Raw genomic sequence first — 15,592 nt, forward strand, 5'->3', positions numbered from 1 at the left:
AAACCAAGATTTGCACGATTGTATCCAATATACAACATGCTATGTTGGTGGTCCCACGAAGTGATTGTGGTTGGCAAAAAGCACCGGTAAAAGCCGGGCATTGCCAATCTTGGAGGAAGTGGATTGATCGACCAGCTCAGCGCGCGAGCATCTAATCTTGGAGCCGGGGCGTCCTCATCGGACGTCATTCACGACGCCCTGCGCGCGGCGATCATTCGCGGTGAACTCGAGGAGGGCCAGACCCTCCGCCAGGACGCCATCGCCAAGATGTTCAATGTCAGCCGCATCCCGGTGCGCGAGGCGCTCAAGCAGCTCGAAGCCAGCGGGCTGGTGACCTCTGTGCGCTATAAGGGCGTCGTGGTCAGCCGCATATCGAGCGACGAGATCCGCGAGATTTTTGATTTCCGCGCCACGGTCGAACCCAAGTTGATTGCCCATTCCGTGCCCCGCATGAGCCAGCAGGCCATCGAGCACGCGCAGGATCTGTGCAACTCATTTGAGCAGGAAACCGATGGCGTGCGCTGGGGCGACCTCAATCGCCAGTTCCATTCCTCGCTCTATGTCGACGCCAATCTGCCCTATTATTTCGCGGCTGCCGAAGCCGCCAATGATCGCATCGAACGCTATATCCGCGCCCAGCTCAGCCTCGCCCATGGCCGCGAACGCGCCATTGAAGAGCATCAGCAGATCATCGATGCCTGTCGTGCCGGCGATGCCGAACGCGCCGCCGATCTGACACGCCAGCACATCGTCAATGCCTCGCTGTCCCTCACCCGTGTCATTGAAGAACAGGTCCAGCAGCGCGACTGATCGCGGCGCATGCGCTCGTGACTGTTACCCTTGGCCCGTAAAATGTCCGGCATTGGGCTAACCCGCTCATCACCCCGCCATGGCAGTGTCGCCATTGCCACCATACCCATATTGCGGGACGGTGCGCATGACAGGACAGTGCAGTCGGGGGACTATTTGCATGACCAAGACACGTTTTTCTGCGTTTCTGACCGCGGCCAGCCTTGGCACCGTTTTTGCTATCGCGCCGGTCCGGGCCCAGCCCGCCAATCTCGATATCGGGCCCGCGCCCTCCATGGATGTCAGCAAGCTCGCTCCCGGCGGGGTCGAACTGGCGCTTGAGCAGCTTGATGACACGGTGCACACCATTATGGAGCGCAGCGGCGTTCCAGGCGTTGCCGTTGCGGTGGTGCAGGGTGGGCAGACTGTGTTTGCCAGGGGTTATGGCGTCAGGAAACGCGGCGCCGATGATCCTGTCACCCCCCAGACGGTCTTCCAGATTGCCTCGGTGTCAAAACCGCTCGCCGCCACCGTGGCGGCGATTGCCGTTACCGAGGGGCTGATCACCTGGGATGATCGGGTAACCAGCTATCTGCCCGATTTCCGTCTCGGCGAGGAATGGGTCAGTGCCAATCTCACCATCGGGGATCTCTATGCCCATCGCTCCGGCCTGCCGCTGGGCGCGGGCGATGACCTCGAAGATCTCGGCTTCGGCCGGGCCGATGTGATGGCGCGTCTGCGCTACCAGCCGCTCGATACCTTCCGCACATCCTACAACTACGCCAATTTCGGCATCACCAGCGCCGCTCAGGCCGTCGCTGCGGCCACGGGCAAGAGCTGGGAGGACCTGTCGGCCCAGTCGCTCTACGCGCCCCTGAAGATGGATCACACCAGTTCGCGCTATGCCGATTTTCAGGCAGAACCCGATCGCGCCAGCCTGCACGCGCTTGTCGATGGCACGCTGCAACCGCTCTATGAGCGCAATGGCGACGCCCAATCGCCCGCTGGTGGCGTCTCATCCAATGTCATTGACCTGGCTGAATGGCTCAAGGTGCTGCTGGCCGATGGCGTCCATGATGAACGTCAGCTCATCGACCCCGCCGCGCTCCAGGCCGCGCTCAGCCCGCAGTCTTTCAGCTCGCCCGGCCACGTGCCCAGCGCGCGCCCCGGCTTTTATGGCTATGGCTTCAATGTCGGTGTGGGCGCCGACGGGCGCACCACTTTCGGGCATTCCGGTGCCTTCACGCTGGGCGCGGCCACCCGCATCCAGTTTGTGCCATCTGCCGACCTGGGCATTATCGTGCTGACCAATGCCGGTCCGCTCGGTGCCCCCGAAGCGATTGCCAACATCTTCCTCGACACCGCGCAGTTCGGCGCCCCCACCCGCGACTGGTATGCGGGCTTTCATGCGCTGATGGCGGGCTTCTACGATCCTGTCGGCGATCTCGTTGACAGCAGCCTGCCTGACGAGCCCAAGCCGTACCAGGCGCTTGAGAACTATGTCGGCACCTACCAGAATGATTATTTCGGTCCTCTCGATATCGTTCTGGATGATGGCGCCCTGGTCGCCCAGCTTGGCCCGCGTGGTGACAGCTTCCCGCTCACCCATTGGGATGGCGATGTCTTTGCTGTCGAACCGCACAATGAGAATGCCCCGACCGGTTCACGGTCCTCTGTCAGCTTCGATCTGGCTACGGGCAGCGTCAATATCGACTATCTGGACGGCAACGGTCTGGCCACCTGGCAGCGCTAGCGGGGGAACCGCATTCCACTGTGCACCGTTGTCGGCTCTGCCCCTGTTCTGAACCGGGGCCGATGCCGCAATCGTGCCATAGTTGGAACGATCAGCGGCCACATGCATTCGGGTAGAGACACACCCGGAGGCGTCCCATGATATTTTCCCGCATTCTTGCCATTCTGTTTGCCCTGAGCGGGCTGTTTCTGGGAGGCGGTGGTATCTGGCTTGCGGCGCTGGGGGGCAGCTGGTTCTACCTGCTGCTCGGCGCAGCCCTGCTGATCACCGCCATCATGGTCTGGCAGCGCGATCGCCGTGCGCTCTGGCTGCATGCCGGCACCATTATCGTAGCCATGGCATGGGCGGTCTGGGAAGTCGGTTTTGACTGGTGGCAGCTGGCCCCCCGCGGCGACTGGCTGGTCATTCTGGGCATTCTGCTTGTGCTGCCTTGGAGTGTGCGCAGCCTCAATCGCTATTCGGCGTCCGGCGGCTGGCCTGCCCTTGCCGTCGCACTGGTGCTCAGCGTCATCGTGGCAGGCATCGCCATGTTCACGCCCACCCATGATCTGGAAGGCACACTGCCCGAATCCAGCATGACCGCCGAGGCGGCACTTTCTGACCCGGCTGTGCCCGATGGGGAATGGCATTCTTATGGCCGCGATACCTATGGTCAGCGCTATTCTCCGCTTGAGCAGATCACTCCCGACAATGTGCAAAACCTTGAAGTCGCCTGGACCTTCAATACCGGTGATGTGCGCGGCGAAAGCGATCCCGGCGAAACCACCTATGAGGTAACCCCGCTCAAGGTCGGTGACAGCCTCTATCTGTGCACACCGCATAATCTGATCATCGCGCTCGATGCCGAAACCGGCGCCGAACGCTGGACCTTCAATCCCCATCTTGATCAGCCACCGCGCAATCAGACCCAGCATCTGACCTGCCGCGGCGTGTCCTATGATGCCCCCTCCGCGGGCGGTCCTGTGGGCGATTGTGCAGCCCGCATCTTCGCGCCGACCGCTGACGCACGCCTGATCTCGATCAGTGCTGAAACCGGCGAAATCTGCCCCGGTTTTGGTGGCGCTGATGGCACTGTCGATCTGTGGCAGAACATGCCCAACGTCACGGCCGGTTCGTACTACTCCACCTCCCCGCCAGTCATTACCGACCGCGTCGTGGTTGTCGGCGGTGCGGTCAATGACAACGTCTCGACCAATGAGACCTCGGGCGTCATCCGGGCCTTTGACAAGTTCACCGGCGAACTGGTCTGGAACTGGGATTCGCTGAACCCCGAGCAGACCGAACCATTGGCTGACGGCCAGACCTATTCGATCAACTCGCCCAATAGCTGGAGTGTCTCGAGCTATGACCCTGAACTCGATCTGATCTACATCCCCATGGGCAATCAGTCCCCTGACCAGTTCGGTGGCAATCGCAGCGAGGAAGCCGAAACCTACTCCTCCGCCGTCGTTGCGCTCAATGCCGATACTGGTCAGGTGGACTGGGTGTTCCAGGGCGTGCACCATGACATCTGGGATATGGACATGCCGGCCCAGCCAAGTCTGGTTGACCTCGATATCGGTGGCGAAACCGTGCCCGCCGTAGTGGTCCCCACCAAGCAGGGCGAAATCTTCGTACTCAATCGCGAAACCGGCGAGCCTATCCTGCCGGTCAACGAAGTACCCGCACCCCAGGGTGCTGTGGCTGGTGACTTTACCGCGCCAACCCAGCCGCTCTCGGCCCTCTCGTTCAATCCTGAACCGCTGACCGAAGCATCAATGTGGGGCATGACACCCTTTGACCAGCTGGCCTGCCGCATCCAGTTCCAGTCGCTGCGCTATGAGGGGCGTTACACCCCGCCTTCCGAGCAGGGCTCGATTGTCTATCCCGGCAATTTCGGCACGCTCAACTGGGGGGCTGTGGCCGTTGATCCTGTCCGTCAGGCTGTCTTCGCCATGCCTGTCTATCTGGCCTTCACCTCCAAGCTCATTCCGCGCGACAATCCCGAAGAGCGCGTCGTGACCGATGAAGGTGCCCCGCCATTTAACGAAAACTATGGCGCACCCTATGCTGCCGAGATGGGCCCCTTGCTCAGCCCGGTTGGTCTGCCCTGCCAGTCGCCACCTTGGGGCTATGTGGCCGGCGCCGACCTGCGCACCGGTGAGATTGTCTATCGCCACGTCAACGGCACCATTCAGGATCTCTCGCCTGTGCCGCTGCCGATCAAGATGGGCGTCCCCGGCATTGGTGGTCCGATCATCACCCGCGGTGGGGTGGCCTTCCTCTCCGGCTCGCTCGACTATTATGTGCGCGCCTATGACGTGAACAACGGCAACCAGCTCTGGGAGAGCCGTCTGCCAGCCGGTGGTCAGGCCACACCCATGAGCTACTGGTCCGAGTACAGCCAGCGCCAGTTCGTGGTGGTTGTCGCCGGCGGCCACGGGTCGACTGGTACCAAGGCTGGCGATTCCATCATCGCCTACGCGTTGCCTCAATAGGCCGTTCGCAATGCTAGATAGAGGGCCGGGCGACCAAGCGTTGCCCGGCCCTTTGCGCGTGCCGGCAATAGTGCCAAGCTGGCGCTCTCAACCGTACCGACCAAGCGAGCCACGATGCCCAGCCTGTCCCTGTTCGATATGATCGCCGTCCTGCTGGTTCTCACCGCCGCCTTTGGCTGGATCAACCACGTCGTGCTCAAACTGCCCCAGACCATCGGTCTGCTGGTGATGGCCCTTGCCGCCTCGCTGGTGCTGATCGGTGTCGAACTCGCCTTCCCCCAGTTCGTGATCTACGAGGACGCCGTTGCGCTGCTGAACCAGGTCGATTTCCAGTCGACCGTGCTCGACGGCATGCTGGCCTTCTTGCTGTTTGCCGGGGCGCTGCATGTCGATTTCAACGCCATGCGCTCGCGCCTTTTGACCATTTCCATCATGGCCACCTTTGGCGTGCTGATCTCGACCGCGCTGATCGGTACCGGGTTCTGGCTGCTGGCCAATCTGTTTGGCGTTGCCATCCCCTTTGTCTGGGCCCTGGTCTTTGGTGCCCTGATCAGTCCCACTGATCCGGTGGCCGTGCTGTCCACGCTCAAACAGGTCAAGGTGCCGCAGGCGCTGGAGAGCACCATGACCGGGGAATCCCTGTTCAATGATGGCGTTGGGGTTGTGCTGTTCACCGTCGTGCTGGCCGCGGCCACCACCATGGGCGGCGAGGGCCTTGATGCTTTCCACATCGGTGAGTTGTTTCTGGTCGAGGCCGTCGGCGGTGGGTTGCTGGGCTGGGTCACCGGCTATCTGGCCTATCGCGCCATGCGGGCCATTGACGATTATCCGGTCGAGGTGCTGATCTCACTGGCGCTGGTGACCGGTCTGTATGCGGTGGCCAGCAAGCTGCACATGAGCGGACCGATTGCGGTGGTGGTTGCCGGCCTGCTGGTTGGTCATCGCGGCCCCCTCGACGCCTTCAGCGATGTCACCCAGCGCTTCCTGTTTGGCTTCTGGACCATGATCGATGAAATCCTCAATTCCGTGCTGTTCCTGCTGATCGGGCTCGAGGTGCTGGTGCTGCGCTTTGATCTTTCCTTCATCGCGCTGGCAATTGCCTCGATCCCGCTGGCGCTGCTGGCGCGCTTTTTCGCGGTGGGGCTGCCCGTCAGCCTGATCCGTCGCCGCACGGAAGTCATGTCAGGCACGGTGCGCGTGCTGACCTGGGGTGGTTTGCGCGGCGGTATTTCGGTGGCGCTGGCGCTTTCGCTGCCGGAGTCCGACATCAAGACCGTAATCCTGGCGGCCACCTATGCCGTGGTGGTGTTCACCATCATCATTCAGGGTCTCACCCTGGCGGGACTGGTCAAGCGCGTCGTCGATTGAAAAACCCGCAGGGCGTTGGCCCTGCGGGTCTGTATTGGTGACTAGGCTGCAGCAACCGGTGGTTTGTTGATCGCCTGCATCGCCTGATGCTGGCTCAGATGCACGCCACCGGACAGATGCGCCAGAAACTCGGTACCTGCCAGCCGATCCATCACCGGTCCCTTGACCTCCGACAGGTGCAACCGCACCCCCAGATCCTTGAGCTGGTGCTCAATGGCCTCAAGGCTTTCGAGCGCCGACATGTCGATGGCATTCACCGCCGAACACATCAGCACCACATCCTTGAGCTCGGGCCGTCCCGCAACCTGGTCATAGACCAGATCCTCGAGATAGCGCGCATTGGCAAAATAGAGGCTCTCATCGACCCGGATCGACAGCACGCTGGGCGTGGTCTCGACATTGTGGCGCTTGACGTTGCGGAAGTGCTCTGTGCCCGGAACCTGCCCCACCACGGCCGCATGCGGCTGCGATGAGCGATAAAGGAAAATCAGGATCGACGCGCCCACGCCCAGCGAAATGCCGACTTCGACACCCATCAGCAGCGTGCCCAGCAGGGTGATGGCCACGGCGGCAAAGTCAGCCTTGGAATAGGTCCAGGCACGCTTGAGGATCGAGAAATCCACCAGTGTCAGCACGGCTACGATGATCGTTGCCGCCAGCGTTGCCTTGGGCAGGATGGCCAGGAACGGGGTCAGCAGCAGGGTTGCCCCGGCAATGCCGATGGCGGTGAAGGCACCAGCCGCCGGCGTAGCGGCGCCGGCATCGAAATTGACCACCGAGCGGGCGAAGCCACCCGTCACCGGATAGCCGCCACCGACGGCTGCCGCGATATTGGCGGCACCCAGCCCGATCAGTTCCTGATTGGGATTGATGCGCTCACGCCGCTTGGCCGCCAGCGTCTGCGCCACCGAGATCGATTCCACAAAACCCACGATCGAGATGATCAGCGCGGGCAGCAACAGCGCCTGAATGGTGTCCAGATTGAAATTGGGCAGCGACAGCATGGGCAGGCCCTGCGGCACATCGCCAACCAGCGAGACGCCCTTGGCACCCAGATCACCCAGCACCGACCAGGCCATGGTCAGAAACACCACCAGCACCGGGCCAGCCCGCGTGATGATGGTCACCGCGCCCTTGGGCAGGCCGAAACGGATCAGCCAGTTTTTGAGATCCATGCGGATCCACAGCAGCAGCGCCAGCGACACCGCACCCACAGCCAGCGTGTACCAGTTGATGGTGCCGATATTGTGCACGATCGACATCACCAGATCGGGCAGGGCATGGCCCTCGGTCTTGATCCCGAGCATGCCGCCAACCTGGCTGGTCGCTATGATCAGCCCAGACGCGGTGATGAAGCCCGAGATCACCGGATGGGACAGGAAATTGGCGATGAAACCGAGACGGAACAGCCCCAGCGCCGCCAGGATAATGCCCGACATCGCCGCCAGCAGAATGGCGGCACTGGCATAGTCCACCGTGCCTTCCGCGGCGATGCTGCCAACCGCCGAAGCGGTCATCAGCGACACCACGGCCACGGGGCCGACAGCCAGCGCCGTCGACGTGCCGAAAATGGCATAGGCCACCAGCGGCAGCACCGAAGCGTAAAGACCCACTTCCGGCGGCAGCCCAGCCAGCAGGGCATAGGCCAGCGATTGCGGGATCAGCATGATCGTCACGATCACCGCCGCGATCAGATCACTGGTCAGGGTCGCCTGATTATAGCGGCTGCCCCAGTCCAGAATGGGAAGATAGGTCTTGAGCTTCATGGGATCTTACTTGGACAGAGTTGCGTAGAGGCTGCCGGCGCGCATGCCCGAGCGGCAATAGCCCAGCATTGGCTTGGGCAGGTTGGCCCAGGCGTCGTGGAAACGGATGATCTGGCCTTCGCCCAGCGGCCCGGAAACCGGGATGTGGACGATCTTCAGGCCTGCCGCTTCGGCGACCCGCGCGACATCGTCATAAGCAGGCTGGCCGCCTTCTTCATTGTCGGGACGGGCGCATATGATCGACTTGTAGCCGGCATCGACCACGGTCTTGACCTGATCGGGAGTGATCTGGCCGGTTGTGGCGAAGTCAGGGCTGATTTTGGTGACGTTCATGGTTTTCTCTTTCGGGTTTGAACTGCTGAAGGGCCACATGGCTCACAGCCCGTTCACGGGAACTTTGAGGTAGCTTTTGCCATCCTCATCCTTGGGCGGCAGCTTGCCACCGCGCATGTTGATCTGCAGCGACGGGATGATCAGCTTGGGCATGGCCAGCGTCGCATCGCGCGCTTCACGCATCGCCACGAAGCTGTCCTCGTCAGTGCCCTTGCCGACATGGATATTGTGCTCGATCTCGTCTGCCACCGTGGTCTCCCACTGGATGTCGCGGCCGTTCGGGCCGTAATCGTGACACATGAACAGCCGGGTCTCGCCGGGCAGGGCCAGCACGCGCTGGATCGACTGATACAGCGTGCGCGCATCACCGCCGGGGAAGTCGGCACGGGCCGAGCCGCCATCGGGCATGAACAGGGTGTCACCGACGAAGGCGGCGTCGCCCACCACATGCGTCATGCAGGCCGGGGTATGGCCTGGCGTGTGCATCACCCGCACCGTCAGCCCGCCGATCTTGTAGCTGTCGCCATCGGTAAAAAGTCGGTCGAACTGGCTGCCATCGCGCTGGAATTCGGTGCCTTCATTGAAGACCTTGCCGAAGGTTTCCTGCACAATTTTGATGTTCTCGCCAATGCCCAGCTTGCCACCCAGCTTGCCCTGGATATAGGGCGCGGCCGACAGGTGATCGGCATGCACATGGGTTTCGATCAGCCACTGCAGATCGAGCTTGTTATCCTCGATATAGGCGATGATCTTGTCGGCGCCGTCATAGGTGATGCGGCCGGCCGCGTAGTCGATATCCATCACTGAATCGACCACCGCACAGGCGTTCGAGTCGGGATCCTTGACCACATAGCTGATGGTGTTGGTCGGCGCGTCAAAGAACGCCACCACTTCAGGATGCACATCAAGTTCGGGGGTGAATGGAATGGACGTCATGGTCATATCCTCTTCTTGGTCATCAGGCGGTTTGTGTTGTCCGGGCCTGCAGGGCCACACGGACGGTACGGGCGGCGGCAATGCCGGTGAGCATGGCGCCAACGAAAATCCAGGCCGAGCTTTCGCCAAGGCCGAGCGCCGGAATGGCGCCGCCCGGGCAGAAGCCGGCAATGCCCCAGCCAATGCCGAAAATGGCTGAGCCTGCCAGCAATTGGGTGTCCAGCTTGCGATTGGTTGGCAGGTGGAAGCGCGCTTCAAGCACCGGCTTGTCTCGCTTGAGCACGTAGAAATAACCAATCGCAGTCACCACCAGGGCACCACCCATGACAAACGCCAGTGAGGGGTCCCAGGTGCCAGCCAGGTCGAAAAAATTCAGCACCTTGGCCGGATTGGCCATGCCGGAGATGGCAATGCCGGTGCCAAAGATCAGGCCGATCAGGCCCGCAAGCAGAGTGCGGCGCATCAGAAGCCTCCCAGCACGTGACGAATGACAAAAACGGTAATGATGGCGGTCGCCATGAAGGTGGCGGTGGCCGCAATCGAGCGTGGGGACAAACGCGCCATGCCGCACACGCCGTGCCCTGACGTGCAGCCTGAGCCCAGATAGGCACCAACGCCAACAATCAATCCGCCAATCACCAGCCAGGGGGTGGGGACGGGGTTGACGAAGCCGACGCTGGCTTCAGAGAACGACACCAGAATGGCAGGGGCGATGATCGCGCCAGCCAGAAAGGCAGCACGCCAGCCCCAGTCGCTCGCCAGGGGCGGCACCAGGCCTGTCAGGATGCCGGTCATGCCGGCGATGCGGCCGTGAAAGGCCATCAGCAATACGGTAGCAAGACCGATCAGCGCGCCACCGGACAGCGACGCGAGAGGGGTGAATTCCGTCATTTATGAATAACTCTGCACATTGATTTATAGGGGGATTGAGTGCTAGGTCTCGATCTGCATATATGTTTATTAGAACATTCTAATAAGGTCAAGATGGAAATCGCAAAACTGGAAGCCAATGCCGAGCAGGCCTCGCGCCTGCTCACGGCCATGGCCAATGCCAAGCGCCTCCGGATTCTATGCTGTCTTCTCGATGGCGAGATGAATGTGGGTGATCTTGAAGAGCGCGTGGGTCTGGCCCAGTCCCCGCTCAGCCAGCACCTGTCCAAGCTGCGCGCCTGGGACTTCGTCAAAACGCGGCGCGACGGCCAGCAGGTCTATTATTCGATCGCCTCAGATGAGGTGAGCAAGATCCTGACGACGCTGTACGACATCTACTGCGACTGACAGGCAAAACGCATGGACCGGCGACATCGCCGCCGGCCCCGTATGACTATTCTGGCAACCGGTTCAACGTGCGTCGGCGCGGCTTGACCATTTTACTTCCGGCGCCCAGGCAAAGTCGGTATCGAACGGATATTGCGGCACGCTCTTGTGCTGGCGCTCCAGCCGCTCGACAAACTGATCCACCACGCCGGGCGACAGCGCCATCAGGCTCGGATTGGCGATCGGCCCCAGATCGGGTGACAGATAGCCTGACTTGACCACCACAATCTTGGCCGTGTGCGGATCAAGACCCAGCCGGGTGAAGTCTTCTATATTGTGGAATGGCCGCCGCCGCGCGGTCAGCACCAGATCAATCCCGCCAATGCGCACCACCGCTTCACGCAGATGGGGCTGCGCGGTTTCAAGCAGGAATACAACTTCTGCTGTCGCCTCCACCATGGTGCTTGAGGGGTCAAGGCTGGCGCCGATCGTGATCGCAATGGTGGCGCCCACGCCGGCTGCATAAGCTGCGTCGGTGGCGGGTTTGTCGGCAATACCGGCAAACACCACGCCCTGCGCATCATTGGCCATCAGTTCGGCCAGCACCTCTGCCCGGTCACCCACGCCCCCGCCGGTTGGATTGTCACCGGACTCGGCCAGAACCACCGGGCTGGTCGTGGCTTCCAGTGCCCAGTCGACACAGGCCTCAATGCTGCCCGTGGTGGTGCCAAACACGAACTGTTCGCGAATATCCCAATAGTTCTGCGCCAGCGCCCGCGCTGCCGCAGTCATTGCCAGCCGGTCAGTGCCCGTGACCACCGCACATGCGGTGGCGCGGGGTTCGTCTGCCCACACATAACCCACCTGAAACGAGGCATCCCAAATTCCCGTCGGATCCTCTGTGGCCTGCAGCTGGGTGTAAAAGCTCCGCGCCGGCTCGTCCTGGGTCGACGTGCGCTCGCCGGGCAACAGCACCGGCACGGGCGCCCAAGCCACAACGGGTCGCTGGCCCGAGCGCAAGGCGCGCACCAGCATGGTCACCGCGCGCCGCATGGTGTCCGCCACATCGATATGGGGCGCCGTGCGATAGGTCGAAAAGATGTCGAGCCCGTCGATGATCTTCTGGCTGACATTGCCATGCAGGTCGTAGCTCGCAGCGATCAGCACATCAGGACCGACCAGTGCGCGCACCGCACTGATGAAGTCGCCTTCGGCGTCGTGAAGGCCCTCGACAAACATCGCGCCATGCATGGCCAGATAAACCCCGTCAACGGGCATGGCCTCTTTGATGCCCTCGAGGATTTCGGCCTTCCAGCGCGCATAGAGCGCCCCTTCCACCGGCCCGCCTGCAATGGCGCGCGCATGCAGCACGGTGATGAACTCGGCCGGGAAATGCGTCAGGAAATCGAAATAGCCGTCCTTGAGCATGGATGGTCCGCGCAGCACCCGGAAATCGGCCTCGCGCGCCAGCACGGGGTTATAGGTGCTGCACTCGGTGTGCAGGCCAGCAACAGCAATACGCATCAAAGCACTCCAGCAATATCGGCTTCAGGATTATGATTGGTCTTGGCGGGTTTCTTGGTTGCCAGCCTTCCGGTCAGCATCAGGCTCACCAGCAGCGCAGGTACCACACAGGCAACCCCCAGCCGGATATCGGCATGTTCGGCGACAAAGCCGATCACCGGCGGGCCCACCAGAAAGCCCAGCAGTGCCACAAAACTCAAAATCGCGACATTGGCCGATGCCGCCCGATCAGTCAGCCCGGCGGCAGCCGTCACCGCCAGCGGAAAGCCCACCGAAACGCCCAGGCCGATTACGCCAAACCCGATCAGCGCCAGCGCTGTGTTGGGTGTGACAAACAGGATCGCGGCGCCAGTCAGTGCCAGCACGCCGCAAATGCGCGCCGTGGTCACCGCACCAAAGCGGCGCTTGAGCGTGTCGCCGCCAAATCGGCCCGCCGCAACCATCAGGGCGAATACCGAATAGCCCAGCCCCATCGTGCCCGCTTCGGCGCCCAGTGCATCGCGCAGGAAGATCGCGGACCAATCCGCCATCGCGCCCTCGGTCATGGTGATGCCAAACACAAAAAAGCAGATCCCCAGCAGGGCCCAGCTGGGCAATGCCCAGGCCGATCGTTTGCCCTCACCGCTCTCCCTGCTCTCGGCATATACCGGCAGGGCCAGCGCCACCACGATCGACAGCGGCAGAACCAGCGCTGACACCAGCGCGATGGCCCAGCGCGCTTCCAGTCCCAGCGCCGCCAATGCCGAGCCGATCAGGCTCCCCGCCATGATACCGACAGACCAGAAGCCGTGCGAGGTGGTCATGATGATCGACCCCGTGGCCTTTTCCACGGCGTCGGCCTGCACGTTCAGCCCCAGTTCGACAAACGACATCGACGAGCCGATCAGCATCAGCGCCACAAACAGCAGCGTGGCGTCACTGGCAAACGCGGGCAGAACCATTGCCATCGAATACAGCACGAACCCCACAAGGATCGCCGCGCGCGCCCCGATCCGCCCCACCAGCGGTCCGGCAAAGGGCAGGGTGAGCAGTGTACCGCAGGGCAGCCCCAGCAGGGCTACCGCCAGCCCGGCGGGCCCCAGCCCCAAAGCCGTCTGCACTTCGGGAATGCGCACCAGCCAGGAGCCGAATGCGATCGGCTGCAGAAAGAACACCAGCATGGTCAGGCGCTGTGCGGTAAGGAAGGACATGGTCGTTGAACTCGATGCGAAAACAGTCGCTGGACGGATTCCCTCCCCTTGATGGGAAGGGCCGGGGTGGGTGGGCCTCAGGAATAGTGCCTGAATAACTCCACCCTCATTTCCTCCCCGCATGGGCGCAAGCAGATGGCGCTACCCTGCCTTGCCCATGGGATAGGGAAGGTAGCCAGTGAAGCCGGTCAGCTTCCACTGCCCGTCCACCTTGCGGCAGAAATACAGGGTCTGCCAGTTCAGCACGTCCTTGCCGCCATCGCTCAGCGCGATTTCGCCGTCGAACTTCTTGTGCGCAATGGCAATGTCGCCGCTGATCTCGATTTCGCTTAGCGAGGTGGCGCGATGAATGCCGGCCAGCACGTCTTCAGCATAGTCCAGCTTTTGGCTTTCCCGCGCCTGGTTGAGCCAGTCATCGCGATAGGCCTCAAGCGTGGGGTAGCTGATGCGCCAGTCATCGGGGTTGCCCGATTTGCCGCCATTGATTCCCAGAAAGCCCTCTTTGACGAAATCGCCATCCACCATGCTCCAGTCCGCTGCAACGAACGCCGCAATGTCGCGCTCCACCAGCATGGTCCAGATTGCGCTGCGGTCGGCGTCATGGGGGAAAGGGTTGGTGCTGCTCATGATTGTCTCGTGTCTGTGCTGTGATCGTGCGGGGCTTGGTTCGGTGCTGCGCCAGAGAACGCCGATTTTCAATGCGATGGCGTCGCGTCGCTATTTGTGTTCCAAATTTTCAAAGCTGTCATCTGGGTAGAGGTAATTTTTCAAGCCCACATGAATACCAATCTGGACAATCTGCGCGTTAAGTCGCGGCTTGTCCACATTCATAAGCGCGAAAAGCCCCAGTACAACGCCCAGAAATGCGCCAAAACGCTGCCTCTTTAGGCAAATCGCTCAAGTGGCTTATATTGGTATTGTTATTGCGGCGGATTCGTGTTGACATTGCTTTCAGAACGATCCTAATCTTGAAAATCGTTTACAGAAAGCACGACCAAACCAGCAGAGTTTGGCGGGCAGTACAGGGATGACGGGCACTAATATGCGGGTAGGCATCATCGGCCTCGGCTATCGTTTGGGCTATCTGGCGCGGGTTTTTTCCGCCGCCCGGGATGACTTCTCTATTGCCGGATATGTGGATCCGGCGCCGGCTGGTCTGCCCTATGCGAGCGAATATGGTGTCGATGTCGGCGCCCAGTTTGATAGCCTCGAGGCCATGCTCGACAGTGAGCCGCTTGATCTGCTGATGGTGGGCTCGCCCAACCATCTCCATCTCGAACACATTCGCATCGGCCTTGAACGCGGCCTCAAGATCTTCACCGAAAAGCCAGTCGTCACCTCCATTGAAGACACCATGGAAATCGCCGGGCTGATCGCTCAGTACGGCTCCGACAATCTGATGGTTGGCCTGGTGCTGCGCTACGCGCCGCTTTATGTCGATCTGCGCAGGATGCAGGCCGAGGGCCATCTGGGCGATGTCACCTCAATCGAGGCTTCCGAACACATTCCGCCCTATCACGGCGCTTTCTTCATGCGCGACTGGCGCCGCTATGAGCGCTATTCGGGCAGTTTCATGCTCGAAAAATGCTGTCACGACCTTGATCTCTACAACGGCGTGATGGGCTGCCGCCCGCAATATGTCTCCAGCTTTGGCGGTCGCCGCACCTTCGTGCCGGCCAATGCCCCGCAAAATGTCGGCATCAACGACATGGAAGTCTATCACCGCAAGCCCAGTGGCTGGCAGGGTAGCGACAAGGTCTTTGACAGTGATGGCGACATCATCGATTTCCAGACTGCCATGGTGCAATACGCCAATGGCGCCGCGCTGACCTTCCACACCAATCTCAACGTCCCCGATGATTTCCGCCGCTTCGCCGTCATGGGCGCCAAGGGCATGGCCGAGGGCGATTTCATCCGCAATTTCCTGCGCGTCACTGACAGCCGTACATCCGAGCGACTGGTCGACACCACCTACAAGATCAGCGAGCTCAGCCAGCATTATGGTGCCGATGAGCAGATGGCCGAGGACATCCTCAATCACGTCCTGGATGGCGATCCATTGCCCGTCTCGATCACCGATGCACTCGAGGCCGGCTTGCTGGCTCTGACCATGGATCGCGCCATGCGCACCCGATCCGTCATCGACATGACCCCCATCTGGCAGCAATTCGACGCCGCCCTTGGCAAAGCGGGCTAGGA

The 15,592-nt window shown here is 61.5% G+C and carries 14 protein-coding genes; 6 read left to right on the forward strand and 8 right to left on the reverse strand.

Going from position 1 to position 15,592, the window contains the following annotated elements; genetic code table 11:
* Positions 1–123: 123 nt before the first annotated feature.
* The 4 genes from KD146_RS14275 to KD146_RS14290 all read left to right on the forward strand — a co-directional run bounded on the left by KD146_RS14275 (position 124) and on the right by KD146_RS14290 (position 6,387).
* Positions 124–810 (forward strand): GntR family transcriptional regulator, encoded by a 687-nt coding sequence (locus tag KD146_RS14275; protein WP_249327879.1) that lies wholly within the window; start codon positions 124–126, stop codon positions 808–810.
* Positions 811–970: 160 nt separating this feature from the next.
* Positions 971–2,542 (forward strand): serine hydrolase, encoded by a 1,572-nt coding sequence (locus tag KD146_RS14280; protein WP_212659493.1) that lies wholly within the window; start codon positions 971–973, stop codon positions 2,540–2,542.
* A gap of 137 nt (positions 2,543–2,679) precedes the next feature.
* Positions 2,680–5,019, forward strand: a complete 2,340-nt coding sequence (locus KD146_RS14285) for a glucose/quinate/shikimate family membrane-bound PQQ-dependent dehydrogenase (protein ID WP_212659494.1) — start codon at positions 2,680–2,682, stop codon at positions 5,017–5,019.
* A 123-nt stretch (positions 5,020–5,142) separates the two neighbouring features.
* Positions 5,143–6,387 (forward strand): cation:proton antiporter, encoded by a 1,245-nt coding sequence (locus KD146_RS14290; protein ID WP_212659646.1) that lies wholly within the window; start codon positions 5,143–5,145, stop codon positions 6,385–6,387.
* A 41-nt stretch (positions 6,388–6,428) separates the two neighbouring features.
* Here the strand turns inward: KD146_RS14290 and KD146_RS14295 are convergent, their stop codons facing one another.
* From KD146_RS14295 to KD146_RS14315, 5 genes are read right to left on the reverse strand one after another with little or no spacing between them, the layout of a single operon-like run.
* On the reverse strand, positions 6,429–8,153 hold the full coding sequence (locus tag KD146_RS14295; RefSeq protein WP_212659495.1) for a SulP family inorganic anion transporter: 1,725 nt from the start codon (positions 8,151–8,153) through the stop codon (positions 6,429–6,431).
* A 6-nt stretch (positions 8,154–8,159) separates the two neighbouring features.
* On the reverse strand, positions 8,160–8,486 hold the full coding sequence (locus tag KD146_RS14300) for a protein tyrosine phosphatase family protein (RefSeq protein ID WP_212659496.1): 327 nt from the start codon (positions 8,484–8,486) through the stop codon (positions 8,160–8,162).
* A 42-nt stretch (positions 8,487–8,528) separates the two neighbouring features.
* Positions 8,529–9,422 (reverse strand): MBL fold metallo-hydrolase, encoded by an 894-nt coding sequence (locus KD146_RS14305; RefSeq protein WP_212659497.1) that lies wholly within the window; start codon positions 9,420–9,422, stop codon positions 8,529–8,531.
* A 22-nt stretch (positions 9,423–9,444) separates the two neighbouring features.
* On the reverse strand, positions 9,445–9,885 hold the full coding sequence (locus tag KD146_RS14310) for a YeeE/YedE family protein (protein ID WP_212659498.1): 441 nt from the start codon (positions 9,883–9,885) through the stop codon (positions 9,445–9,447).
* Positions 9,885–10,313, reverse strand: coding sequence for a YeeE/YedE family protein (locus KD146_RS14315; RefSeq protein ID WP_212659499.1), 429 nt, complete (start codon positions 10,311–10,313; stop codon positions 9,885–9,887). The genes KD146_RS14310 and KD146_RS14315 overlap by 1 nt, the downstream gene beginning before the upstream one ends.
* Before the next feature lie 93 nt (positions 10,314–10,406).
* Between KD146_RS14315 and KD146_RS14320 the strand changes: the two genes are divergently transcribed.
* The gene (locus tag KD146_RS14320) at positions 10,407–10,700 is read left to right on the forward strand and encodes an ArsR/SmtB family transcription factor (RefSeq protein WP_212659500.1); all 294 of its coding nucleotides are present in this window, start codon (positions 10,407–10,409) and stop codon (positions 10,698–10,700) included.
* Between the two features lie 63 nt (positions 10,701–10,763).
* On the opposite strand, the gene KD146_RS14325 is transcribed toward KD146_RS14320, so the two are convergent.
* The 3 genes from KD146_RS14325 to KD146_RS14335 form a co-directional block, all read right to left on the reverse strand.
* Complete coding sequence (locus tag KD146_RS14325) at positions 10,764–12,203, reverse strand: M81 family metallopeptidase (protein ID WP_212659501.1); 1,440 nt, start codon at positions 12,201–12,203, stop codon at positions 10,764–10,766.
* Positions 12,203–13,393, reverse strand: coding sequence for an MFS transporter (locus tag KD146_RS14330; protein WP_212659502.1), 1,191 nt, complete (start codon positions 13,391–13,393; stop codon positions 12,203–12,205). Before KD146_RS14330 ends, KD146_RS14325 begins: the two co-directional genes overlap by 1 nt.
* Positions 13,394–13,534: 141 nt before the next feature.
* Entirely contained in the window at positions 13,535–14,020 is a 486-nt protein-coding gene (locus tag KD146_RS14335; protein ID WP_212659503.1) for a hypothetical protein, read from the reverse strand.
* Positions 14,021–14,435: 415 nt separating this feature from the next.
* Between KD146_RS14335 and KD146_RS14340 the strand changes: the two genes are divergently transcribed.
* Positions 14,436–15,590: a Gfo/Idh/MocA family protein gene (locus tag KD146_RS14340; protein ID WP_212659647.1), complete on the forward strand. Its 1,155-nt coding sequence runs from the start codon at positions 14,436–14,438 to the stop codon at positions 15,588–15,590.
* The last annotated feature ends 2 nt before the right edge of the window (positions 15,591–15,592 follow it).

The sequence above is a fragment of the Devosia litorisediminis genome, from assembly GCF_018334155.1.
GTDB classification, from domain to species: Bacteria; Pseudomonadota; Alphaproteobacteria; order Rhizobiales; family Devosiaceae; genus Devosia; species Devosia litorisediminis.

Bases quoted from the DNA above. Each gene is read 5' to 3' on its own strand.
- KD146_RS14295 (WP_212659495.1), bottom strand. From the start codon at position 8,153: ATGAAGCTCAAGACCTATCTTCCCATTCTGGACTGGGGCAGCCGCTAT.
- KD146_RS14315 (WP_212659499.1), bottom strand. From the start codon at position 10,313: ATGACGGAATTCACCCCTCTCGCGTCGCTGTCCGGTGGCGCGCTGATC.
- KD146_RS14330 (WP_212659502.1), bottom strand. From the start codon at position 13,393: ATGTCCTTCCTTACCGCACAGCGCCTGACCATGCTGGTGTTCTTTCTG.
- KD146_RS14340 (WP_212659647.1), top strand. From the start codon at position 14,436: ATGCGGGTAGGCATCATCGGCCTCGGCTATCGTTTGGGCTATCTGGCG.
- KD146_RS14320 (WP_212659500.1), top strand. From the start codon at position 10,407: ATGGAAATCGCAAAACTGGAAGCCAATGCCGAGCAGGCCTCGCGCCTG.
- KD146_RS14335 (WP_212659503.1), bottom strand. From the start codon at position 14,020: ATGAGCAGCACCAACCCTTTCCCCCATGACGCCGACCGCAGCGCAATC.
- KD146_RS14310 (WP_212659498.1), bottom strand. From the start codon at position 9,885: ATGCGCCGCACTCTGCTTGCGGGCCTGATCGGCCTGATCTTTGGCACC.
- KD146_RS14325 (WP_212659501.1), bottom strand. From the start codon at position 12,203: ATGCGTATTGCTGTTGCTGGCCTGCACACCGAGTGCAGCACCTATAAC.
- KD146_RS14305 (WP_212659497.1), bottom strand. From the start codon at position 9,422: ATGACGTCCATTCCATTCACCCCCGAACTTGATGTGCATCCTGAAGTG.
- KD146_RS14300 (WP_212659496.1), bottom strand. From the start codon at position 8,486: ATGAACGTCACCAAAATCAGCCCTGACTTCGCCACAACCGGCCAGATC.
- KD146_RS14285 (WP_212659494.1), top strand. From the start codon at position 2,680: ATGATATTTTCCCGCATTCTTGCCATTCTGTTTGCCCTGAGCGGGCTG.
- KD146_RS14280 (WP_212659493.1), top strand. From the start codon at position 971: ATGACCAAGACACGTTTTTCTGCGTTTCTGACCGCGGCCAGCCTTGGC.